Origin of the sequence: Desulfovibrio sp. ZJ200 (assembly GCF_011039095.1) — a bacterium.
Lineage (GTDB): Bacteria > Desulfobacterota > Desulfovibrionia > Desulfovibrionales > Desulfovibrionaceae > Desulfovibrio.
In genome coordinates this window covers 51908-74154 of record NZ_JAAKEH010000009.1, presented here as the reverse complement: position 1 = coordinate 74154, position 22247 = coordinate 51908, and the positions used below count along the sequence as shown (strand labels likewise).

The 22247-nt window shown below is 61.4% G+C and carries 17 protein-coding genes, 3 tRNA genes and 2 pseudogenes; 14 read left to right on the top strand and 8 right to left on the bottom strand.

Translation table 11 applies throughout. The annotated features are described in order from the left end of the window. The first annotated feature begins 511 nt into the window (after positions 1-511). The 5 genes from G7Y52_RS04495 (at position 512) to G7Y52_RS04475 (ending at position 3739) form a co-directional block, all read left to right on the top strand. Entirely contained in the window at positions 512-1318 is an 807-nt protein-coding gene (locus G7Y52_RS04495) for a C40 family peptidase (RefSeq protein WP_241159588.1), read from the top strand. Positions 1319-1327: 9 nt separating this feature from the next. After that, a complete protein-coding gene (locus tag G7Y52_RS04490; RefSeq protein WP_165066729.1) occupies positions 1328-1840 on the top strand; it encodes a rhodanese family protein in 513 nt (170 codons plus the stop codon). A gap of 3 nt (positions 1841-1843) precedes the next feature. Further along, positions 1844-2821, top strand: coding sequence for a tRNA glutamyl-Q(34) synthetase GluQRS (gene gluQRS, locus G7Y52_RS04485; RefSeq protein WP_165066726.1), 978 nt, complete (start codon positions 1844-1846; stop codon positions 2819-2821). A 120-nt stretch (positions 2822-2941) separates the two neighbouring features. Then, positions 2942-3322, top strand: coding sequence for a hypothetical protein (locus tag G7Y52_RS04480; RefSeq protein ID WP_165066723.1), 381 nt, complete (start codon positions 2942-2944; stop codon positions 3320-3322). Positions 3323-3663: 341 nt separating this feature from the next. Continuing rightward, a tRNA-Thr gene (locus G7Y52_RS04475) sits at positions 3664-3739 on the top strand. Positions 3740-4630: 891 nt separating this feature from the next. Here G7Y52_RS04475 and folE2 read toward each other — a convergent pair. The 3 genes and pseudogenes from folE2 to G7Y52_RS04460 form a co-directional block, all read right to left on the bottom strand. After that, positions 4631-5404, bottom strand: a pseudogene (gene folE2, locus G7Y52_RS04470) (GTP cyclohydrolase FolE2); the annotation flags it as partial. Next, positions 5404-5823, bottom strand: coding sequence for a nickel-responsive transcriptional regulator NikR (gene nikR / locus G7Y52_RS04465; protein ID WP_165066720.1), 420 nt, complete (start codon positions 5821-5823; stop codon positions 5404-5406). The pseudogene folE2 and the gene nikR, both read right to left, overlap by 1 nt. Positions 5824-5867: 44 nt before the next feature. Then, the gene (locus G7Y52_RS04460) at positions 5868-6581 is read right to left on the bottom strand and encodes a 50S ribosomal protein L11 methyltransferase (RefSeq protein WP_165066775.1); all 714 of its coding nucleotides are present in this window, start codon (positions 6579-6581) and stop codon (positions 5868-5870) included. Between the two features lie 62 nt (positions 6582-6643). Between G7Y52_RS04460 and G7Y52_RS04455 the strand changes: the two genes are divergently transcribed. The 4 genes from G7Y52_RS04455 (at position 6644) to G7Y52_RS04440 (ending at position 12403) form a co-directional block, all read left to right on the top strand. Next, entirely contained in the window at positions 6644-7177 is a 534-nt protein-coding gene (locus tag G7Y52_RS04455; protein WP_241159587.1) for a CvpA family protein, read from the top strand. A gap of 31 nt (positions 7178-7208) precedes the next feature. After that, the gene (mazG, locus tag G7Y52_RS04450) at positions 7209-8012 is read left to right on the top strand and encodes a nucleoside triphosphate pyrophosphohydrolase (RefSeq protein ID WP_165066717.1); all 804 of its coding nucleotides are present in this window, start codon (positions 7209-7211) and stop codon (positions 8010-8012) included. Positions 8013-8026: 14 nt separating this feature from the next. Beyond that, positions 8027-10225, top strand: a complete 2199-nt coding sequence (locus G7Y52_RS04445) for a hypothetical protein (protein WP_165066714.1) — start codon at positions 8027-8029, stop codon at positions 10223-10225. A 279-nt stretch (positions 10226-10504) separates the two neighbouring features. Next, a complete protein-coding gene (locus G7Y52_RS04440; RefSeq protein WP_165066711.1) occupies positions 10505-12403 on the top strand; it encodes a hypothetical protein in 1899 nt (632 codons plus the stop codon). 112 nt (positions 12404-12515) lie between these two features. Here G7Y52_RS04440 and G7Y52_RS04435 read toward each other — a convergent pair whose 3' ends face one another. Beyond that, entirely contained in the window at positions 12516-13781 is a 1266-nt protein-coding gene (locus G7Y52_RS04435) for an O-acetylhomoserine aminocarboxypropyltransferase/cysteine synthase family protein (RefSeq protein WP_165066708.1), read from the bottom strand. A gap of 515 nt (positions 13782-14296) precedes the next feature. Here G7Y52_RS04435 and G7Y52_RS04430 point away from each other — a divergent pair. The 3 genes from G7Y52_RS04430 to G7Y52_RS04420 all read left to right on the top strand — a co-directional run bounded on the left by G7Y52_RS04430 (position 14297) and on the right by G7Y52_RS04420 (position 17824). Further along, positions 14297-15244: a hydrogenase small subunit gene (locus tag G7Y52_RS04430; RefSeq protein ID WP_165066705.1), complete on the top strand. Its 948-nt coding sequence runs from the start codon at positions 14297-14299 to the stop codon at positions 15242-15244. A 10-nt stretch (positions 15245-15254) separates the two neighbouring features. Continuing rightward, positions 15255-16934, top strand: coding sequence for a nickel-dependent hydrogenase large subunit (locus G7Y52_RS04425; protein ID WP_165066702.1), 1680 nt, complete (start codon positions 15255-15257; stop codon positions 16932-16934). Positions 16935-17326: 392 nt separating this feature from the next. Then, the gene (locus G7Y52_RS04420; RefSeq protein WP_165066699.1) at positions 17327-17824 is read left to right on the top strand and encodes a HyaD/HybD family hydrogenase maturation endopeptidase; all 498 of its coding nucleotides are present in this window, start codon (positions 17327-17329) and stop codon (positions 17822-17824) included. Positions 17825-18052: 228 nt separating this feature from the next. Here the strand turns inward: G7Y52_RS04420 and G7Y52_RS04415 are convergent, their stop codons facing one another. Genes G7Y52_RS04415 through G7Y52_RS04405 form a run of 3 tightly spaced genes read right to left on the bottom strand, consistent with a single transcriptional unit; the run spans position 18053 to position 20574 of the window. Beyond that, the gene (locus tag G7Y52_RS04415) at positions 18053-18508 is read right to left on the bottom strand and encodes a DUF523 domain-containing protein (protein ID WP_165066696.1); all 456 of its coding nucleotides are present in this window, start codon (positions 18506-18508) and stop codon (positions 18053-18055) included. Beyond that, complete coding sequence (locus G7Y52_RS04410; protein WP_165066693.1) at positions 18505-18786, bottom strand: hypothetical protein; 282 nt, start codon at positions 18784-18786, stop codon at positions 18505-18507. Before G7Y52_RS04410 ends, G7Y52_RS04415 begins: the two co-directional genes overlap by 4 nt. Before the next feature lie 60 nt (positions 18787-18846). Beyond that, complete coding sequence (locus G7Y52_RS04405; RefSeq protein ID WP_165066690.1) at positions 18847-20574, bottom strand: putative sulfate exporter family transporter; 1728 nt, start codon at positions 20572-20574, stop codon at positions 18847-18849. 506 nt (positions 20575-21080) lie between these two features. On the opposite strand from G7Y52_RS04405, the gene G7Y52_RS04400 reads away from it, so the two are divergent. Both G7Y52_RS04400 and G7Y52_RS04395 read left to right on the top strand, forming a co-directional pair. Next, a tRNA-Gln gene (locus tag G7Y52_RS04400) sits at positions 21081-21155 on the top strand. Between the two features lie 7 nt (positions 21156-21162). Next, positions 21163-21239: transfer RNA gene (locus G7Y52_RS04395), tRNA-Glu, on the top strand. Between the two features lie 348 nt (positions 21240-21587). On the opposite strand, the pseudogene G7Y52_RS04390 reads toward G7Y52_RS04395, so the two are convergent. Continuing rightward, positions 21588-22237, bottom strand: a pseudogene (locus G7Y52_RS04390) (IS5 family transposase). Positions 22238-22247: the final 10 nt, after the last annotated feature.

The following is a 22247-nucleotide window of genomic DNA, read 5'->3' as shown; positions in this document are numbered from 1 at the left end:
GACTCCGGATGAAGCGGGAGTTCCGTCGCCCCCACGCGGCGCGGCGGCATCACAAACGGAGCAGTGCGGGCCGGAGCGTGAAGGCAGCTACATTGATCTTTTCCTGTCTGCGCCGTCAGGGCGGTCAGGCAGTCACCACTAGAGCGGTTTGCTAATGAAATTAGCTAAACCGCTCTGGCGACAGCGTTAGCTGTCGCCCGCGCCGGCGGTAGCCGTTAGCAAGCTTTGCTTGCTTGCGCCAGCCGTTGGCGAGTCTGCGAGCCTTACGGATGGCGACAGCGGTTTCGTTGCATGTTTTTTGTGGTAACTCATTGCTGTCTCCATCCCTAGCTTCCTTCGTCGCAACGGCTGGAGCCTGGACGCGAAATGAGGGCAGCGAAGTGATTTAAAATGGATATTTTCAATCAAAAAATGCTCTAGGGATGGAGTGCGGATGGGCAAGTGTTTGAAATTGTGCGCCTTGATTATAGGGTGCGGGCTGGCTTTCGGATGCGCGGCCAAGCAGACTTCAATGGATGAACCCCTGCGCGTCGAGCGCTTCCGCCACTCTTACGAGGTCGCGCTTGAGAAAGAGCAGGCCCGGGCCGGGCAGCAAGTGCTCAGCAAGGCCAGATCGGCCATCGGCACTCCGTATGTGCGCGGCGGCTCAGGCCCGGGCGGCTTTGACTGCTCGGGTTTTGTGAGCTGGGCGTACAAAAGCGTGGGCGTAACATTGCCGCGCACCGCGCGCGAGCAGTCCGTGGTAGGCGAGCGCATCAATAAGGTGGAAGAGATGCGCGCGGGCGACATTGTGGCTTTTCGCCATCCCCGACGCGGCTATCACACCGGCATTTATGTGGGCGAGGGCAAATTTATCCACAGCCCGCGCCGCCGCAGCTCGGTGAAGATCAGTTCCCTGGACGATCCCTATTTCAGCAAGACCTTTCTGAGCGCGCGCCGCGTCAAACTTGAAGCCGACGAAAATCTTCTGGCCCAGGCCGAAAGCCGCCTCACCGATTATGCTGAGGAAAAGGCAGTGCGCGAGTTGTCCGTGCAGAAAAAAGCGGGCAAAACGCGGCGCAGCGTCACGACCCGCCGCGCCTCGCGCAGCAAGACCGTGCAGGTGGCCGGCAAGGAAAGGTCCCGGCGCGGCGCGGCCGTCATGAGCGGCAAGGCCGCTGTTTCCAAAACGGGGCAGGCAAAAGCCGTGACTGCTGCCAAGGGCAAAAAAGCCAGAGTTTCCGCCTCGCGCAAAAGCACATCCCGCAAAGTGGCGGCGCATACGGTCGCCAAAAGCAAAAAAAGTTCCGGCTCCAAAAGCCGGGCCAAAAGATCGTAGGTGCAGACCATGCTGCCTCTTCTCAGTCCGGTTGACGCTTTTCAAAAGCTGCGGGAAGGAAAAATCCGCCTGGTGGACATCCGCGAGCCCAATGAAGTGAACGCCGTACGCGTGCCCGGCGCGGAAGTGGTCCCGCTCTCGGTGATCAAATGGGCGCCCCTGCCGCCTGCCGATGAAAAGCTGCCCATTGTCTTCACCTGCCATTCCGGCAAGCGCACGAGCAAACAGAGCGACCAACTGGAAAAACTGGCCGCGGGCCCGGCGTGGCAACTGGACGGCGGGGTCAGCGCCTGGGCCAGGGCCGGTCTGCCCGTGGAACGGGGGCATCAAGCCATGCCCATCTTCCGCCAGATCCAGATCGGCGCGGGAGCGCTGGTGCTCCTGGGCCTTGCGGGCGTGTTTTTCTGGCCGCCCATGATCTGGCTCACGGCTTTGGTCGGCGCGGGGCTGGTCTTTGCGGGCCTGACCGGCTTTTGCGGGTTTGGCCTGTTGCTTTCGGCCATGCCCTGGAATAAAAAATAGCCCATGTGCCTGCCCGTCCGGATCTGCGGGCGGCTGGCGCCGAGCCCCACAGGCTACCTGCATCTCGGCAATGCCTGGGCTTTTCTGCTGGCCTGGCTGGCTGCGCGCGCCCAAAACGGCCTGCTGATCCTGCGTCAGGAGGACATCGATCCCCAACGTTCCCGGCCGGAATATGCTTCCGCCATTCTGGAAGACCTGCGCTGGCTGGGCCTGGACTGGGATCAGGGCCCGGATCTGGGGGGACCTGCCGGGCCGTACGAGCAGAGCCGACGCGGTGATTTTTATACGCAGGCCCTGGCCCGGCTGCAAGCCGCCGGACTGACCTACCCCTGTTTCTGCACCCGCAAGGAATTGCGTCTGCTGGCCGCCGCGCCGCATCCCGGGGATGCGGGCGCGCCCTATCCCGGCACCTGCCGCGATTTGAGCCCGGAACAGCGGGCCGCGGCCTTGCGATCCGGCCGCAAAGCCGCGTTGCGCCTGCGTTGCCCGGATCAGGCCATCGTCTTTGAAGACGGGCTGCAAGGGCCGCAAAATTTCCGATTGGCGGACTGCGGCGGCGATTTCGCGCTGTGTCGTTCCGACGGGGTGGTGGCCTATCAATTGGCCGTGGCTGTGGACGATGCGCTGATGGGCGTGACCCAGGTGGTGCGCGGGCGCGATATTCTGCCTTCCACGCCTCGCCAGATTGCCCTTTTGCGGCTGTTGGGCTATGCTCCGCCTTCCTATCTGCATGTTCCCCTGCTGCTGGACAGCGGGGGAGAGCGGTTGGCCAAACGTCACCACAGCCTTGCTCTGCGGACCTTGCGGGAAAAGGGCGCAGATCCGCGGCAGGTCACCGGCCTGCTCGGAAGACTGGCCGGGCTCAACCCGGCGGGGCGACCCCTGTCCCCGGCTGAGTTGCTGCCGTTCTTCAGCCCCGCGCGTCTGCCCAGGCAGGATCTGCGCCTGACGGACCAGGACGTGCGCCGATGCCTCCCCTGAGATCGCCTGCCGGCGCTCTCCGGAAGCCGGGAGGCCTTGAGGCAGGCCGAGCGCGGGCCGCCTTTGCAGATGCTCTATGCGAAAATGCCGTGCAGGCGCGAATCCTTATTGGGAGTTGTCATGTCTTCGCAACCGCTTGATCAGGCCTTTCTGGACGAAATTTTTCCGGCCGCGCGCGCTGATGCTTTTTTCGACGCCTTGTTCGGCGGCGCTGAAGAAGGCGCTTACGACATCCGGCTGGTCAGCCGCGAGATCTCGCCCACGCGCGCCTTGCTGGCTTTTGACCTGCGGCAGCGGCCCGGCAAATGCCTGGCCTGCAATCTGACCTACGGTCTGCCCGAGGTATTTCAGCGCCATCCCGTGCTTAACGTGGCGGGTGTGGCCAAAGCCGTGGCCACGCGCCTGGGCTGGCCCGAGAGCGATCTGCGCTGGAGTCTCGGGCCCACTGAGGAAATCAGCCGGGAACTGCACGCCATACCGCTGATTCTGGAGCGGAGTTGAACCCGGCAGCTTGACAGCGCGGGACTTTTTTGGCAATAGAAACCGGGTGTTGGCTTGCCTTGTTCAGGCAAAGCGGTCGATGCGTACTTATGAGCCCCAGGAGTGAGGAGAGGGAGTAAAGCAAAATACTCCCGCATGTTGCCGGGCAAATGGCAAATACGGTTTTCGCCTTTCGCTCCTTGGTTCTAGAGCAGATTACCTTTGACTTTTTATGAAAGTCAAAGGTGGCATTCAGGCGAAAAACGCGGTTTTCGCCTGAATGTACGCCGCGTTGCGGCGGCTGCCGCTTTCGCGTCAGCAGAGCATTTTCAAAGTGAAAATGCTCTAAAAAATTTTTCCATGCCGCCTTGGCTCAGCTGGTAGAGCGGCTGATTCGTAATCAGCAGATCGTCAGTTCAAATCTGACAGGCGGCTCCACAAATTCAAGAACCTGTGTGCTGAAAAAGCACACAGGTTCTTTTTTGTATGGTTGTGCAATCCCGGCGGGCAACGGCGTGTGTGCCGCGCAGGATGGTCCTGGGGTAAGCACGATCCGGGATCAAACGCAACTTGCAAGAATATGACGGGACGGGCTTGCGTTCTTTCTCTTGCAAAGGCCGGGGCCAAAGCAATTTGACTTTGAAATTGCTCCGGCGGCTGCGGGAGCATCTACAGCCTGTTTGCGAAACAGTTACAGGCTGTGACTCACGCAGTGAACGATCGCGGCGGGCATGGCTTCGCCCTGCCAGAGCGTTTAGCTGATTTCATTAGCAAAACGCTCTGGCAAACCGCTCTAAAGCGAAAAAAAGTAAAAAGCGTTAGCCGCCTTCAGCCTTGGGACCTGAAGTCCGCAGCCTCTTCGATTTGTATTTGTGTTCACTCTTTGTTGCGGCTGCGGCGCGCTGTTGCAGCGGCGCTCGCAACTCTGCTTCAGCACCAGCCGCCGTGGTGGCAGCCGGCCAGCAGCAGGGCCGCAAGCAGGGCAAAACCCGGGAATAAACGGGTGATGGCGGACATGGCGTTAACTCCTATGAAAACATCAGGCTTTGCGCTGGATCACGATGACGCAGGCAATGCGGCGCACAACGGTATTGGAGAGTTTTTCCGCTGCAAAGGTTTTCCGCAAACTTTTACCCATTCGGAATGGCTATCCTTTGTTTTTACTCAGCAAGACCGATTGGAAACAAAAAATTTACTCCGGCCCGCGCCGGAATCTTTTCAGGAAGGCGTGTATGGGTTCTGCTCCGGCTGTCCGCACTGCGGGTTGCGTCTGCGACCCGGCGGGCAAGACGAACCGCCCGAAGCTTGCCGTGCAGAGGGCTGCCGCGCCTCTTTCACGCGGCGCTCAATGCGGGCAAAGGCATTGTGGTTGTGAATGGATTCCATGCTTTCCACTTCCACGCGGAACCACTCCACATGCTCGTGGCTGGAAAGTTTTTGGGCCACATTGCGCACCACGTCCTCCACAAAGGCAGGATGGGCAAAGGCATGTTCGGTGACAAGCTTCTCGTCCTCGCGCTTGAGCAGGGTAAATACCGCCGATGAGCCGGATTCCTCGGCTATCTCGATAAATTCCTCAAGCCAGACGAAATCGATCATCCGCACGCTCATGCGCACAATGGCGCGCTGGCTGTGCGCGCCCTCTTTGCTGATGGCCTTGGAGCAGGGGCAAACCGTCATCACCGGCACATCCACATCCAGCAGGAAGGACTGGCCGTGCTCGTCCAGCTCGCCGGTAATGCGGCACTCATAGGCCACCGCGCTTTTGCTGCCGGAAGCCGGGGCCGCTTTGCGCATGAAGTAGGGAAAACAAAAGCGCGCCCAGGCCCGCCGCGCGCCCAGGCGCGCCTTGAGGTTTTCCAGAAAGCGCCGCACGGACTGATAGCCGAGTTCCTCATTCCACCCTTCGAGGGCCTCCACAAAGCGGCTCATATGCGTGCCTTTGAAGGACGGAGGCAGATCCACGCCCAAATCCACCGTGGCCACGGTGTGCTGGCCGCCCTGGGAACGATCCCGCACCAGCAACGGGAGCTTGAGCTCGCGCACGCCGACCCTGTCGATGCTCAGGGGCACGCTGGGGGCATGGCTTTGTACGTCTTCCATCATGCCAGATCCTGTCCGGTAGTGGTCACGCTGAACGTGCCGTGCTTGACCCCCCGGCAGGAGATCAGCCTTTCGGCCAGGGCGCGCACGCGCGCGGCCTCGCCCTTGAGCACCAGCACTTCCAGGCAGTTGTAATGATCCAGATGCACATGCAGGGTGGTCACAATAATCTCGTGGTCGTCATGCTGCATGCGCATCAGCCGCCGGGCCAGATCGTTTTTGTGGTGATCGTAGACCAGGGTCAGCGTGCCCGCGCCCTGCCCCTCTGACGTCTGCCACGCCTCCTGCACCAGAGCCTTGCGGATCAGATCCCGGATGGCTTCCGAACGATTGGAGTAGCCTTTGGATTTGCAGAGTTTATCGAACGGCTCAAGCAATGCCTCATCCAGCGAGACGCCGAAGCGCGCCAGTTTGCCCATAACACAGCCCTTGGCAGTTAAAAAAAGTCGGCCCGCGCCGAGGCTCAACGGACTCGACGCCGGATTTCCCAGACCTGCACGGTCACAGGCACAGGCTGGGCATAGAGAGGCTCCACCTGCGCGGCATGAACGCGACGCCCCTGCCAGCCGCCGTGGTGCAGGGCATGCAGAAAAGCCTCGTACACCGCGCGGCCCGGCTCGGCCACCCAGGCCGCGCCGTCCGGGGCCAGAGCGTGCTGCAAAAAACGCAGCACCGGCGCCACGAAACGCGTTTCATACATGATATCGCCGCCCCAGATCCTGGCCATGCTCCCGGCCCTGACCGCGGGCCGGCGCCAATCCATGAGCGTCCAGAGCGGCTGCGGCACCTGATTGAGCCGGGCATTCTGCCGGGCAAAGCCCAGGGCCGCTTCCTCATAATCCACGGCCGTGACCCGCGCCCCGAGCCACTGGCCCACCAGGGCGGTAAGGCCCAGGCCGCAGCCCAGGTCAAGGCAGGCGCGGCCCGCAATTTCCTCCCGACGCAGGGCAAGCCATTCGGCCAGGGCCACGCTGGAGGGCCAGAGTTCCGTCCAGTAGGGCAGGCGCTCATCTTCGAAATTGCGGGGGTCGTCGGTCATGGCGTCCCACAACTGTTCCAGATCCGCGGCCCGCGCCAATTCCCAGGCGCGCCCGCAGGCGCGCACGCAAATGCGCGGCGCATACGCGTCGAGGCCGGAACCTCCGGCACTGTTTTCCTGATCCGGGAGCGTGCGCATCACGCCCGGAATATAGACCAATGCCCGCGGGCTGTACAGCAGCGGCCGGATTGTCTCGCGGCATGGCTTCTGCTATGGTGGGACGCATTCCACGGCAGGGAGAGCGCATGGGGCAGGATATTTTCGATCTGATCATCATTCTGGCGCTGGTCTATTTCGCGGGGCGGGGCTTTATTCACGGATTTGTGGGCGAGGTGGCCGGCATCGTCTCCCTGGTGGGAGGATTCTGGGCCGCGCGCGCCTATCACCCTCTGCTCTCCCCGCATCTCACGGCTATCGCCGATCCCGCCTGGCGGACCATTGCCGCCTATGTGCTCATTTTTCTGGCAGTGATCCTCGGGGTGGCCGTGCTGGCCCGCCTGCTGCAAAAAATTCTCTCCTTTTCCTTTGTCTCCTGGGCGGACAGGCTGGCGGGCGGCCTGCTGGGCCTGGCCAAAGGCGTGTTGCTCTGCGCCCTGGTGCTGTTGATTCTGCAAAAATTCTTTCACAATGCGCCGTTCATGCAGAACTCCCGCACCCTGCCTTATTTCAACGCCCTGATCCAGCAGGTGCGCGGCTGGCTGCCGCCGGATCTGCTCGCCCGGCTCGGCCTGTAATCACGGAACATCAGCACAGGAAACCTTGATCATGGAAAAAACCGCTCTTGAGGAACTGCAGAACGTTATCGACACGCTTACGGCCCCTGACGGCTGCCCCTGGGACAAGGAGCAGACGCCGGAAAGTCTGGCCGACTATATTATTGAGGAAAGTCACGAGCTGGTCAGCGCCATCCGCTCCGGCAACGTGGCCGAAATCTGTGAAGAACTGGGCGATGTGGCGTTTTTGCTGCTTTTTGTCGCCCGTTTGTACCAAAAACGCGGCAATTTCAGTTTTGACGACGCCTTGAACCGGAACCGGGCCAAGATGATTCGCCGTCATCCGCACGTTTTCGGGGACACGGTCTTCAAGAATCTGGAAGAGCAACTCCAAACCTGGGAGCAGATCAAGCGCGCGGAGCACGCCGGGGGGCCGGATGCGCCGCGCGGTCTCTATGACAGCCTGCCTGCCAGCCTGCCGCCGCTGCTCAAGGCCTACCGCATCCATTCCAAGGCCGCGCGGGTCGGCTTTACCTGGCCCGAGGACGAGGAAGTGGAACAACAGGTGGAGGCCGAGTGGCTGGAATGGCTCGACGCCTCGGCCAACGGCGATCCGGAGGCCCAGAAACACGAACTGGGCGATCTGCTCTTCAGTATCACGGAATTGGGCCGCCGCAAGGGCATCAAGGCCAGCGAGGCCCTGGACCTTGCCGCCCGGCGTTTCTTGCGCCGTTTTGCACGCATGGAGGAACTGGCCCGCGAGCAGGGACGGGATTTTACGGCCCTTTCCCTGGATGAAAAAGACGAGCTGTGGAATCTGGCCAAGGCGGAGGAAAAGCCCGCCTCCACCGTCTGACGGAGATAACGCCCATGCCGCCCCACGCACTGCGACGCAAGCGCGGCCTTGCACTCCTGCGCAGACCGCCCTTCGACCTGCTCGTCTTTCTGCTCGCCTTGTGCCTGTTCACGGGCTGCGCCTCAGCGCGCCGGGCAACGCAACAAGGTTCTCTTTCCGGACAGGCAGGCCAGCATGTGCAGACGGAAGAACACGCAAACGCCGGGACGGGCAGCGCATTGCCCAGGGCCGACCCCGGCTATCTGCAATGGCTTGAGCGGCAATCCATGCTGGGCGCGGCGCCCGGATTCACGGCCCAGGTTTCCGGCACGGAACGAATCTGGCGCAACAGCGCCGCGGCCCGGCGGATGCCGCTGCTGCTGCGGGCCGCGCCCAACTGGCTGGCCGTCAATCCCCATCTGGTGAACGCCGCGCAGCCCATGTTCCGGGCCCTGGACGCGCGACATTTCACGGAATTTCTGAACCAGGCGTGTCTGAACGGCCTCTTTCTGGCCCCCACCGGAGAGCGCGGCGACATCTGGAGCAGGAGCACTCCGCCCGCTGCCGGCGGGGAAAACGTCACTTCCCTGAATTTTGATCCGGCCCTGGGAGATGACGCGGATTTTGAGAAATTGGCCGGGCGGCTGGAGCAGGCGCAGATCCAACTGGGCGGCGAGCTGCCTCCGGCAGCCACCGGCCTGGGGCCGGACTTCTTTCTCCAGGCCCGGCGGGCCTCACGTTTTGACGGCCTGTACGCCATGATTGCCGTGCCCCGGAAAGACTGGGAACTGTTGCCCAACGTGCCGGACGAATGGGAATGCCTGCCGTTGCGGCCCCAGGCAGCCCACGCGCTGGCAGAGCGCGGCATTCTGCCCCCGGCCATGAGCAGGGACAATCTGCCCTGGGCCACGCCCGGCGGCTGGGCCGCCACGGGCGAAGTGCGCGGCGCGGACGGGCAGATCCGCCGCTGGGTCTACCGCTACAACGGCAGCGTGTTGCGGCCGGTGCTGCTCTGGCAGGATCCTTCGGGCCAGGCCCGGCGCATTTTCTCCGCTGCCGTGATCCGGCATACCGGCCTGCAACGGCAAACCCTGGCGGGTCTCAGGCTTGAGGCGCTCATGGGGCTGGATGTGCCGCCCGTACCTGCGGAATCCGCGCCAACGGCTTTTGATAAAACGGCTTTGCACGCTTTATGGACAGCCCGGCTCCCCCACCTGACGCCCGGCCTGGAAGCCCTGGACGACGCCGCGCGCGAAGTGCACCGCTACGGCGGCTGGGCCATGCAGGACGACGTGCTGCCGCCCTCGCTCACTCCGGCCGTGCTGGCCACGGCCGTGGATTTCACGCGTGACACGATCACCGCTCCGGCAACGGCCTATGCGCTGCTCAGCGGGGATGTTGGCCCGCTCAAGGCCCTGCTGCGCGCCTCGCTGGCCGCCCATGTGGATCACAGCCGCCTGGCGCGCGGTCTGCATGACTGGCAGGTTGTGGATTGGCGGCCTTTGCTGGATCTGCCTCAGGGCCGGGAACTGGCGCGAAACGCGCAAACGCTTGCCAAAGCCCGGCCGGAAGAACTGCGCCTCCGGACCACGCCCGCCTCACTGGCCGCCGCAAGTCTTGGCCTGGATGCCGCTGCGGCAGCCCGGCCGGAAAACGCGCCGGCGCTGCGCAGGGCCTGCCTGCTGCTGCTCGGCTGGCGCATGGGTTTGCCGGGCCTGGCCTTTGTCGGCCCGCAGGAGCTGACCGGCGCGCTCAATCTGCCGCAGCCCCCGGTCGGGCTGCCGACCGGTCCGGGCAGCGTGCCGCTCTGGGGCGAGAGCCTGAGCAGCGGCAAGGCGGGCGCGCCGCCAGCGCCCCTGGCCTTCGGCACGCTGGAAGAACAATGGGCCGACAGCCGCAGTTTTTTGCAGGAAGCGGCGCGCCTGCTGCGGGCCCGGCATCAGGCAGGTCTGGCCCAGGGCACATTGCTGGCCGTGCTGCCCGGGCCGCCGGGCTGCCTGGCTGTGCTCAGCTCCCTGCCCGACGGTGGCTGGTGGCTGCTGGCGGCCAACTTTTCCGCGCAAAAACGCGCCGTTCCGCTTTCTTTGCCCGCGGGAATTCAGGCGCGCGCGGCCCGCGACATGGGCGACGGCACAGCCATGACGCTCAGCGGGCGTACGCTTGAGATCGAACTTGACGCCCGTGAGGCCAGACATGTGCTGCTTGCGGGCCCGGCGAGCGGCGACGACGGCTAACCGACGTTGCAAGGCCGGCGCGCGTCTGCGCGCGGGACGCGGCCCAATGGGCATGGCAACAGGCATAACGATTTTTTCGGGCGGCAGGGCACAAAACGGAAATCGGGCGAAGCGGCAGTTCACTGCCGCGAGGCCAATTTTCGCTTTGCAACGCCGCCGCACGGGAAAAGACAGCTTTGCAGCAAACGGCAGTGTACTGAGGGCTGCCCCTGAAGAACTTCACCGCAGCACGGCTCAAACAGGCCTCTGCGACAACGGTTTTAGCGAGGAGGCCGTAGCATGACTCACGACACGTTCGCAGGGCATTTCGCCCCACAGCAGTCCGGCGCACAGCAGCAAGCATCATCCACGCTCGACGCGCAGGCCCGGGATACGACGCAAATACCCGAAGCGCAGAAGCCCGGCGCGGCTCCCGGAGGATCGCCCGACAGCCCGGCCGCGCGTTTCTTTCGAGGCGCAGCCCGCATGGGGCCGCTCCTCTTGCTGATCTTGCTGGCAGCCCAGGTCTGGCCGACATTCTTGGGCAACAATTTCTATTGCCCGCACGAAGCCCGGAGCATTCTGATCTTCAGCCAGACCGCCCAGAGCGGGCAATGGCTGGCCCCGGCGGCCGGAGATCTGGCGCAGTGGCCGGTTTTTTCCTGGTTTCTGGCCGGGATCGCCAAGACTTTTGACCTCTTTGCCGTGCCGCAGACGGACCTGCTCTTTTCTCTCGCGGCGGCTCTGAGCGCATTGCTGGCCCTGCTGGGCGTCTGGACTCTGAGCCGGGTCTCCGGTTTCGACGCGCCCGCGGCCCTGGCCGCAGGCCTGCTGCTGCTCTGCGCGCCGCTGTTCGCGCCACTGCCGCAGTATACCGGCCCCGAGCCTCTGGCGGCCGCGCTCCTGCTTTTTTCTCTGGTCTGCTTCTGCTTCGGCTGGCAAAAAGAGCGCGCCTGGCTCAGCCTGCCCGCGGGCTTTGTGCTGGCGGGCCTGGCAGGCCTGGCAGGCGGTCTTTTCCATCTGCTGTTGCCCTTGCTGGCGAGTTTCGCCTTTCTGATCTGGCGCGGCAATCTGCGCCGGGCTCAAGGCCCGGATGCGCTGGCGGGCTTTGTGCTTATGCTGCTGATGCTGGCGGGCTGGCTCGGCAGCGTGATCCTTCTGGTCCAGGCCGAAGGCTATCTCCGGCATTTGAGCGCACACTTCTTTTTCAACCCCTGGGCCAGCGACGCGCGCTGGTGGCTGCCCCTGGCCGCAGCCGCGGCCGGGCTGCTTCCCTGGCTCGCCATTGTGCTGTGCGTGTCCTGGAAACGCGCCCTGCCTGAAGCCTGGAGCTACTGCAAAAACAGGCGTTCGCACAACGGGGGCAGTGCTTTTCTCTGGATCGCCCTGTTTTCGGGCTGCCTGTTGAGCCTGATCACGCCGGATCTGCCCGGTTCGGTTGTGGCCTTGATCTGTCTGGCCGCGCCGCTTCTGGGCAGGGCGCTGTTGCGGCTCTCCAGGCTGGGCAGCCGTATCTTTTATCTGTTCGCGGCTCTTTGCCTGCTGCACGCGGGCATGGCCCTGGCAGCCGCGGGCTTTGGCCCCAGCCTGGACTGGCTGGCGCGCTTTTTCTCCCATCCCCTCACGCCTGAGCAACGCGAGATGATCCTGGGGCTCACTGCCCTGCCGATTCTGGGGGCCATCTGCCTTGTAGCGGCCCTTGCCCTGACCCGCTTCACCCGGCGCGATCAGCCGGGCGGCGCGCTGATGGTCTGCGCGTTGTTTGCGGCCGTTCTGGCCCAGCCGGCGGCCCTGCTCCTCACGCCCGAGCTGGCTGCCGCGCCTCAGGCCCATTTGCGCCGCGCCAGTGATATTGTGAAAGCCGGACCCGCGCGGGCTGACGAGGCCCTGACCATCCCGGCCGTGCCGCCCGCGCAGCAAACCGCGCCCCAGCCCGCCCCGGCGCAGCCCGCTGCGCCGACCGAACCGAACAATACTGAGGAGCTTACGGAACCGCGCCCAGATGACGCTAGAGAGCAAACGGCCCCGGCGCAACCTGCTGTGATCCCCGGGCAAGAGAAAGAAGAGCCTCTGCTGAACCAGGCCAGGCCAAAGGCTTCAGAACCCGAAGCGACGGGCGCGCCTGCGGAGCCTTCGCAGCCCTTGCCGACGGAGACGTCCCCAAGAGCGCCGCACGATGAACGTGAGCCCGTGTATTAAGAGCAGATTACCTTTGACTTTTTATGAAAGTCAAAGGTATTCTGCTCTAATGTAAAAAGCGTCCTGCGGGAGAGAGGCTCTCTCCCGCAGGGCGCTGCCGCGCGTGCCCGGATCAGGCTTTTTCCAGGGCCGCTTCCAGATCTTTCAGAATGTCGTCACTGTGCTCCAGGCCCACGGAGAGCCGCACCATGCCGGGCGTAATGCCCGCGTCATGGAGCTGCTCGTCGCTGAGTTGCCGGTGCGTGGAGCTGGCCGGATGCAGCACGCAGGTGCGTATGTCGGCCACATGCACTTGCAGGGAAATCATATTCAGGCTGTCGATGAAACGCGCGCCCGCTTCCCGGCCGCCTTTGAGCGAAAAGGAAACCACCCCGCTGCACCCCTTGGGCAGATATTTATCGGCCAGGGCCTTGCCGGGGTTGCCGGGCAGCGAGGGGTAGTTGACGCTCTCCACCTTGGCGTGGCCGCTGAGATAGCGGGCCACAGCCTCGGCATTGCGGCAATGCCGCTCCATGCGCAAAGGCAATGTTTCCAGCCCCTGATTGATGTAAAAAGCGCCTTGCGGGCTCTGGCAGCAGCCCATATCGCGCATGAGCTGCACGCGCGCCTTGACGATATAGGCGGCTTTGCCGAAGGCCCGGGTATATACCAGACCGTGATAGGAGACATCCGGCTCGGTGAACTCGGGGAATTTGCCCGAGGCCCAGTCGAAATTGCCGCTGTCCACAATGACGCCGCCTACCTGCAGGGCATGGCCGTCCATATACTTGGTTGTGGAATGCACAATGATGTCCGCCCCGAACGCAAAAGGACGGCAAAGCACAGGCGTGGCAAAGGTATTGTCCACGATCAGCGGCAGCCCGTGTTTGTGCGCCAGATGGGCGAAGCGTTCAATATCCAGCACATCCAGGGACGGATTGGTCAGGGTTTCGCCGAAGACGGCCCTGGTGTTGGGCCGGAAGGCCTTTTCCAGCTCACTGTCCGGAGCGCGTTGATCCACAAACGTCACCTCAATGCCCAGCTTTTTGAGGGTGACGGCGAACAGATTGAACGTGCCCCCGTAAATGCTCGAAGCGCTCACGATATGGTCGCCGCTTTGCGCCAGATTGAGCACGGCGAGCATACTGGCTGCCTGGCCCGAGGAAGTGCACAGCGCGCCCACGCCGCCTTCCAGGGCCGCTATCTTCTGCTCAACGGCGTCCACCGTGGGATTGCCCAGGCGGGTATAAAAAAAGCCGGCTTCGTCCAGATCGAAAAGTTTGGCGACCTCGGCGGTGGAGGCATATTTGAAGGTTGTACTCTGGGCAATGGGCACAACGCGCGGTTCGCCGTTTTCGGGCGTGTAACCGGCGTGCAGGCAAAGCGATTCCAGTTCCATACGCTCCTCGGGAAGCTGAATGTGATGCGTCGGGAAAATCCGCCCCGCGCGCTCCGATCCGGCCCGGCGCGGCCTTCCGCGCAGCCGCGCGCCGATGGCTTTTCGCGGGCGGCTTTTTCATGAAAGCTGACCCTAGCGCAAGAGCCTCCGCGAAGCAAGTGCGGCAACGGCGCGGCGCTTGTGACGGCGCGCGCAATCGATAACAAAAAATATTGCTACCTATTGACCCTTCGCCTGCCAAGGTATATCCTGTCTCACAAATGGCGGACTGCCCCATGCGGGACGGGACAGGGCAATGTCCTCGTTCGCCGCCGGTGCGATGGGCCGGAGACGGCTTGTTCATCCGAAAGCCTTTGCCTGTTTCTCAATGACAGCCGTTGTCGGCGCTGGACGCAGACGGTTCAGTTCGACGCTCCGCACACGCGGACAAAATGCCTGTCACTACTCAGCAACCGAAGGCCCTGTGGCAGGACCTTCCGTTTCAGCCTTTTACTCACCTTTGCCAGGAGGCTATTATGCGTATTGCCGTGGGTCTGGGCAAAAAAGGCGGAGAGGAGCGTTTAGAACGCCAGGGCATCAGCCGCCGCGACTTTATGAAATTCTGTACGGCGGTGGCGGTGACCATGGGCATGGGCCCGGCTTTCGCTTCGGAAGTGGCAGCGGCATTGACCGGTCGCCGCCCCTCGGTGGTCTATCTGCACAGCGCCGAATGCACGGGTTGTTCCGAAGCGCTGCTGCGCACCTATAAGCCCTACATTGATAGCCTGATTCTGGACACCATTTCGCTGGATTACCATGAAACCATCATGGCCGCGGCCGGCGAAGCGGCCGAAGAAGCCCTGAACCAGGCCGTCAACGGCCCGGACGGCTTCATCTGCATCGTGGAAGGCGCCATCCCCACGGGGCTTGACGGAAAATACGGCTATATTGCGGGCCATACCATGTATGACATCTGTAAAAACATCCTGCCCAAAGCCAAGGTCGTGGTGAGCATGGGCACCTGCTCCTCCTACGGAGGCGTGCAGGCGGCCAAACCCAATCCCACCGCCGCCAAGGGCGTCAACGACTGTTATGCCGACCTGGGCGTCAAAGCCATCAATATCGCCGGCTGCCCGCCCAATCCGCTCAACCTCGTCGGCACGCTGGTGGCCTTTCTCAAGGGCCAGAAAATCGAGCTGGACGAAAACAACCGCCCGACCATGTTTTACGGCCAGACCGTGCATGACCTCTGCGAGCGCCGCAAGCATTTCGACGCCAATGAGTTCGCGCCATCCTTCAACTCCGAAGAGGCGCGCAAGGGCTGGTGTCTCTATGAGGTGGGATGCAAGGGCCCGCAGACCTACAACAACTGTCCCAAGGTTCTTTTCAATCAGACCAACTGGCCGGTGGCCGCCGGGCATCCCTGCATCGGTTGCAGCGAGCCCGGATTCTGGGACGACATGACGCCGTTCTACGAGAACTAAGGGAGGAATCATGAGCCAAGTCATCAAATCGCCCCAGAGCGATTATACCGGCCCTGTGGTGGTGGATCCGCTGACCCGCATTGAGGGTCATCTGCGCGTGGAAGTGGAAGTGGAAAACGGCAAAATCAAGGATGCCCGGTGTTGCGGCACGCTGTTCCGGGGCCTGGAGCTTATTCTCAAGGGCCGTGATCCGCGTGACGCGCAACATTTTACCCAACGCACCTGCGGCGTCTGTACCTATACACATGCCCTGGCTTCCACCCGCGCCCTGGAAGACGCCATCAACAAACCCATTCCGGCCAATGCCACCTATATCCGCAACCTGGTGCTGGGCATGCAGTTTCTGCACGACCATCTGGTGCATTTCTATGCTCTCCACGCCCTGGATTTTGTGGATGTGACCAACGCCCTGCAGGCCGACCCGGTCAAGGCCGCCCGGATCGCCACGTCCATTTCCAAGCGCAAAGTCACGGCTGACGATTACAGAGCCGTGCAGGCCAAGCTCAAAGCCTTTGTGGACAGCGGCCAGCTCGGCCCCTTCGCCAACGCGTATTTTCTCGGCAACCATCCGGCCTACATCCTTTCCCCGGAAGTCAACCTGATCGCCACAGCCGACTATCTGCAAGCCTTGCGCGTCCAGGTGGAAGCGGCCCGGGCCATGGCCGTCTTCGGAGCCAAGAATCCGCATACCCAGTTTACTGTCGGCGGCGGCGTAACCTGCTACGATGCGCTGACTCCCGAAAGAATCAAGGAATTCCGGCAGCTGTACCAGAAGACCCGGGCCTTCATCGAAGACTATTATATTCCGGATCTGCTGGCTGTGGCTGAAAGCTACAAGGATTGGGCCAATTACGGCGGCACGCGCAATTTCATGGCTTTCGGCGAATTCCCCGCGCCAGGCGGCGAGCGCGATCTGAACAGCCGTTGGCTCAAGCCCGGCGTTATTCTGGACCGCAAAATCGGCCAGCTCAAGGCTTTCGATCCTTCCAGGATCGAAGAGCATGTGCGCCACAGTTGGTACAAAGGCGACAAGGCCCTGCCGCCCTACCAGGGCGAAACCATTCCCGCTTTCACCAGCATGGGCGACACGGATCGGTATTCCTGGCTCAAAGCGCCGCGCTATGACGATTATTCCGTGGAAACCGGGCCCCTGGCCCAGGTGCTGGTCGCCTATACCCAGAACCACAAGACCGTGAAGCCGCTGGTGGATCATGTGCTCAAGACCCTGAACGTGGGGCCGGAAGCGCTCTTCTCCACACTTGGGCGCACGGCCGCGCGCGGCGTGGAAACGCTGGCCATTGCCCGGCAGATCGAGCACTGGCTGGACGAGTACGAAAACAATATCGCCAAAGACAAGCTGATCGTGGAGAATTACGAAACGCCCAAATCCGCCAAGGGTGTGGGCTTTGTGAATGCGCCGCGCGGCGGCCTTTCGCACTGGCTGCGCATTGAGGACGGCAAAATCGGCAACTTCCAGTTGGTGGTGCCCACCACCTGGAACCTTGGACCGCGCGACGCCAAGAACGTGCCCGGCGCGGCCGAAGAAGCCCTCGTTGGCACGCCGGTTGCCGATCCCAAGCGTCCGGTGGAAATATTGCGCACCATCCACGCCTTTGACCCCTGCATTGCCTGCGCCGTGCATGTCATTGACGGGGAAACCAACGAAGTGCACAAGTTCAAGGTGCTGTAGAGCGGTTTGCTGTTGAAAACGGCAACCGCTCTGGCGACCGCGGGAGCGGACGCCCGCGCCGAATGAGCCTGAAAACCACGTTTTTCAGGCGAGATGACGGCAGCGCCGCTTTTGAAATTGAATAATTTCAAAAGCGAAATGCTCTAGAGCGTCTCGCGCACGCGCGGGATGAGCGCGCCGCCATGCCGGGCCAAAGCCGGGTGCGGCGGCGCAGACCGCAGCAGGTTGAAACGCGTCTTTTCCGCGCAGATCTCCTTTCCGGTCAATCCGCGGATTGAGAGAACAGGCAACTGCCGGGAAAATACCGTGCTTGCTGCATCAGACTGTCAAGGGCGGGGGTCCTCCCCGCCCTTTTTGTGCCCGGATGCATCCAAACTCCTGGGGGATTTGCCGTGAACCACGAAAAGGTGCTGATTCTCGGTGTGGGCAATATTCTGCTGACCGACGAAGGCTTTGGCGTGCGGGCCGTGGAATATCTGGAAGAGCATTTCACATGGCCCGCGCAGGTACGCCTGATGGACGGCGGCACCCAGGGCCTGATGCTCATGCCCGAGATCCTGGATTGTGGTCTGCTGGTGGTGCTGGATGTGGTGCTTGGGCCGGAAAGGCCGGGCACTGTATATCTGCTGGAAGGCGAAGATTTGCGCAAAAGCCTGAGCTTCCGCGATTCCATGCATCAGACGGATTTGCTCGATACCCTGATCACCTGCGAACTGGCCGGGCACAGGCCCAAAGCGCTGGTCATCGGCATGCAGCCTTTTGAGTACCACACCATGCAGGTGGGCTTAAGCCCCGAAGCCCAGGCCTTATTGCCGCAATTCTGCCGCAAGGCCGTGGAAGAGCTGGCCCGACGCGGCATTGCCGCGCAGCCCAAAGCGCAACTATCCTAGAGCAGATTACCTTTGACTTTTTATGAAAGTCAAAGGTGGCATTCAGGCGAAAAACGCGGTTTTCGCCTGAATGTACGCCGCGTTGCGGCGGCTGCCGCTTTCGCGTCAGCAGAGCATTTTCAAAGAGAAAATGCTCTAACACGCGGCGGGCATGGCTTCGCCCTGCCAGAGCGTTGAGCTGATTTCAGGAGCAAAAGGCTTGAAAGAGCGTGCCCTGCCAAGGCGCATTCAGGGCGCGTCAATGCGGTCCGGCCTGGGCGGCAGGCTTTCCTCGCTGTAGAGCGTAAGGCCCGCTTGCCGCAACAACTGCGCCCAAAGGCCTTGGCCGGAGCACAGCCTGCGCTTGAACGATCCGTCATAGATTTGGCCGAAGCCGCAGGAGGGAGAACGGCTTTTCAGAACGGCCGCCGTGCAGCCGTGCTGTTGCGCAATTTTCAGAGCGCGTTGCGCGCCGCGCAGAAAAGCCGTGGTCATATCCCGCCCGTCCCGGCTGAGCACGCGACCGTTTTTCAGCTCGCACGCCGGCCTCGGCACAGGCAGCCCGGCCAACGCTTCAGGGCATGCGGGCACGGCCAGACCTTCCCGGACCAGTTGCAGCACTTCCGGGCAGGGATTGCTGCCGCCGTCGTAACGGCAGGCCGTTCCAGCCAGGCAGGCGCTGACCACATAATATGGCTTTCTCACCGGATCTGATCCTGCGTACCAGCGGCTTCCGCAGCCATGCGGCGATCTTCCATCCCCTGACGCACGGCGGCGCGTACGGCCGCCTCGGCCTCTTGGGTGATGGGCACATTTGTATAATACAGCGCGCCGCTGTCCAGATCATATTGTTCCTGCACCGCGTCGTAGCGTTGCCAGGCCGGGACAAGAGCTACCAGCCTTGGCGTGAGCACAGCGAAAAAAAACCAGAGCGCCACGGCCCAGGCAAACAGTTTCAGCCGGTTTTGCAATGTTCGCGACATGATTTGCTTACCGCAGAGGCGGCTGCGGATTCTCCGCAGCCGCCTCCCTGTGTGGACCAGTTAGATTTTGGCGGTAATTTCCGGGAAGACCTTGTAGAACATAATCCAGGCCATGAGCAGCGTCAGAGCCAGATTCAAGGATTGCCCGCAGACATACAAAATAATCGGCTTGCCGCCCTTGAAATATTTGCCCAGCTCGCGGAAATCAGTGGTCAGACCGATGGACACAAAGGCCAGAGCAAAGAACCAGCCGCGCAACGGCACGGACACCTTGTTCACGCCGTTATCCACCAGCATCTTGCCGAAGTCCGCGCCCAGCGTTGTGCTGATAAGCGAATAAATGATCGAGACTGCCAGGAAGCCCAGGACGAACTTGGGGAAGCGGTTCCAAATTTCCATGACGCCCACGCGTTCGCCGCTCTGCACATCCACCTTGGTGCACCAGTACATGGCCACGCAAAAAGCCGTCACGCCGATGAGCACATTCTGGATCATCTTGACCGTGGCCGCCACCTGCATGGCTTTCTCTCCCACAAATGCCCCGGCCGCGGCCACAGCGCCGGTGGCGTCCACCGTGCCGCCAATCCATGCGCCGCCCAGCACTTCAGGCATGCCCACCCACTTGATAAACGCGGGCAAGGCGATCATCATGATGGCCGTGAAGGTCAGGGATAAACCGATGGAGAGCGTCAGTTCCTCCTTTTTGGCGCGGGCCGCGGCCGCCGTGGCAATGGCCGCCGAGGTGCCGCAGACGGACATGTCCGCGGAAATGACGATGTTCAGGGTTTTGGAGGGCATCTTCAGCACTTTCTGGCCGAAGATATATGTGCTGATCAGCACAATGGGCGTCACAACCCAGGCCACAAAAATGCCGGGGATGCCGATGGCCAGAATCTTGTGGAAAAGCACTTCCGCGCCCAGCAGCACAAGGCCGGTCTTGATGAAGTATTCCACCAGCGCGCCGTCCTTGATCCATTTGGGCGTGCCTATTGTATTGGCGATCAGCATGCCCAGGGCAATGGACCAGATTTCGGCGTTGAGGCCGTAAAGCCGCATGCCTTTGTGATTACCGAGAATGTTGGCCAGAAGGCACAGAGCGAAGATCACCAGAAAAGCCGCCATGTATTTACCCACATTGCCGCCCATGAACTTGATGCCCACGGCGGTCAGCGCGGTGAGCACAAGCCCCAGCACTATGAGCGTGGGGATGCGGTTGAACGGCTTAACCAGGCCTTTGGCAACTTTGGCGGCTTTTTTTTGCGCGGCCTGCCATTCGCCGATGGCTTTTGTTGCCGCATCATTAAGGCCCGCGTCGCCGAAGGAAGCCGCGGCAGCAGCGGATTGCGCCTCCTTGGCCCGGGCCAGAGCCTCGCTTGCCGCCTGCCGGGCCGCATCAACCTTGGGCTTCAGGGCCTTGTTGGCCTCATCAGCGGCAGCCTGCGTCATGAACAGGGCATCCAGCGGATTGGACTGCCAGCGCGCAGGCGTTTTCAAATAATTGATAAAGTCCTTGGCAGGGGAAAGATTCTGCCCCTGCAAGGCTTTTTGCGCCGCCGCAGCCTGATAGTATTCAACGGTTTTAAAAGGCTTGTCCGACTCGGCGCGCAGTATTGCGGCGTAGCTCTCATATTTGCTTTCCAGTTCGCCCTTGTTGCTGAACACAAGGGCAGTCCCCACCAAGAGCAATATAAGCCCGATCCAGATTGCCCAATAATCCTCTTTCAGCCACAGATCAGACCATTGCGCCTTGGAGCGGTCCACAACAATGTCAGGACTGTCAGAAGTCATACATCCCCCTCTAAATTAATTAGGGTTTTCAGTTTTTGTGTGGGATGGATACTATACAACTTTCACTATTCACGCAAGGCCTGCCAGGGCAGGCGCATCTAAATATTAAGTGCAATAATTTTACTATGTTATCATAAGCTCTGGGAAGAGCCGCTTCGGCGGCGGAGCCGCACTTCGCTCGCACGAAGCCTGCGGCTTCGGGCGATGCTGGCGCATCGCCGCCAAGGCTGCCGCATAAAATGCGTCAGCCCTGCAAGGCCTGTTTTCCCGCTTGCGCGGGCGCTATGTTTTATTGCGCGTATGGGCATCGAGATACGCACCTGTTTTCCCGCTTGCGCGGGCGCTATGAACAGAACTGCGCTGCTCGAACCTGTCCGTTTTGGCCTGTAACTGTTGCCCAAGACGCCTCTGGCGGGCTCTTCAGCCGATTTTCGAAAACCTTTGGCCTGCGCAGCCAAAAAACTTGACAAGCTGCCGCTCTTCATTTATTTGTTCCCCTCACATGTTGGGCTGTCGTTCAATTGGCAGGACGGCGGATTCTGGCTCCGCTAATCAAGGTTCGAGTCCTTGCAGCCCAGCCACACATGCGTCCCCATCGTCTAGCCGGCCCAGGACAACGGCCTTTCACGCCGTCGACAGGGGTTCAAATCCCCTTGGGGACGCCAAAAGAAATCAAAGGGTTACATGAAAATGTAGCCCTTTTTTCGTATGTGGGGCAAATCTGCCCCACGCTCTGCCCCACAGATTTTGAAAAATTTATGGGTACTTCGTTACCTGACTGACTGTCGATACCTACTCCCCAAGCCCTTGATACCTTCCATGACGTGGCCCACGTCGATTGAGTTCGTTTAGATCGTTTTGCTAATGAAATTAGCTAAACGATCTCGCGTCAGCCGCCGCAACGCGGCGTACATTCAGGCGAAAACCGCGTTTTTCGCCTGAATGCCACCTTTGACTTTTAGAAAAAGTCAAAGGTAATCTGCTCTAATGAGGGCTGACCCTAAATTCAGGACTCAGTAAAGGTAAAAAATGACAATGGCGGCGATACAAATGGCGGAGAAAAAGGTATGGGCACACCGATCAGAGCGTGTGGCGATTCTACGCCAGTCTTTGCGGCTGCCAAACATGATTTCTCTCTTATGGCGTTGTTTATAAAGCTCTTCATCATAGGGAATCGGCTTTTTGCGACTCTGTCTGCCCGGAATGCATGAAGTGATTCCTTTGTCGAGCAGGGCGGCGGCACCCTTGTCATCGCTCACCTGACCGCCGGTCAGATGGAACGCTATGGGCTGGCCGGAGGCATTGCAAACGGCATGCAGTTTTGCGTTCAGCCCCCCTCTTGTTCGCCCGATACAGCGGGAAAGAGGCCTTTTTTGAGCAAGCTCGCCGCCGTTCTGTGCGCTTTGAGATGGATGGCGTCAATCATCAATCGTGTTGTGGAACCGTTTTGCTCAACGAGTTCAGCAAAAATTTTGTTGCATATTCCCAACCGGCTCCACCGGATAAAGCGGGTATAAAGAGTTTTCTATGGCCCATACTCACATGGGGCATCTTTCCATCGCAGTCCGTGCTTGATGACGTAGATGATCCCGCTGACGGCACGCGTGTCGTCCACTCCGGGAACCCCGTGAGAAAGAGGGAAACAGGGTTTGCTACGCGCCATCTGCTCGGGG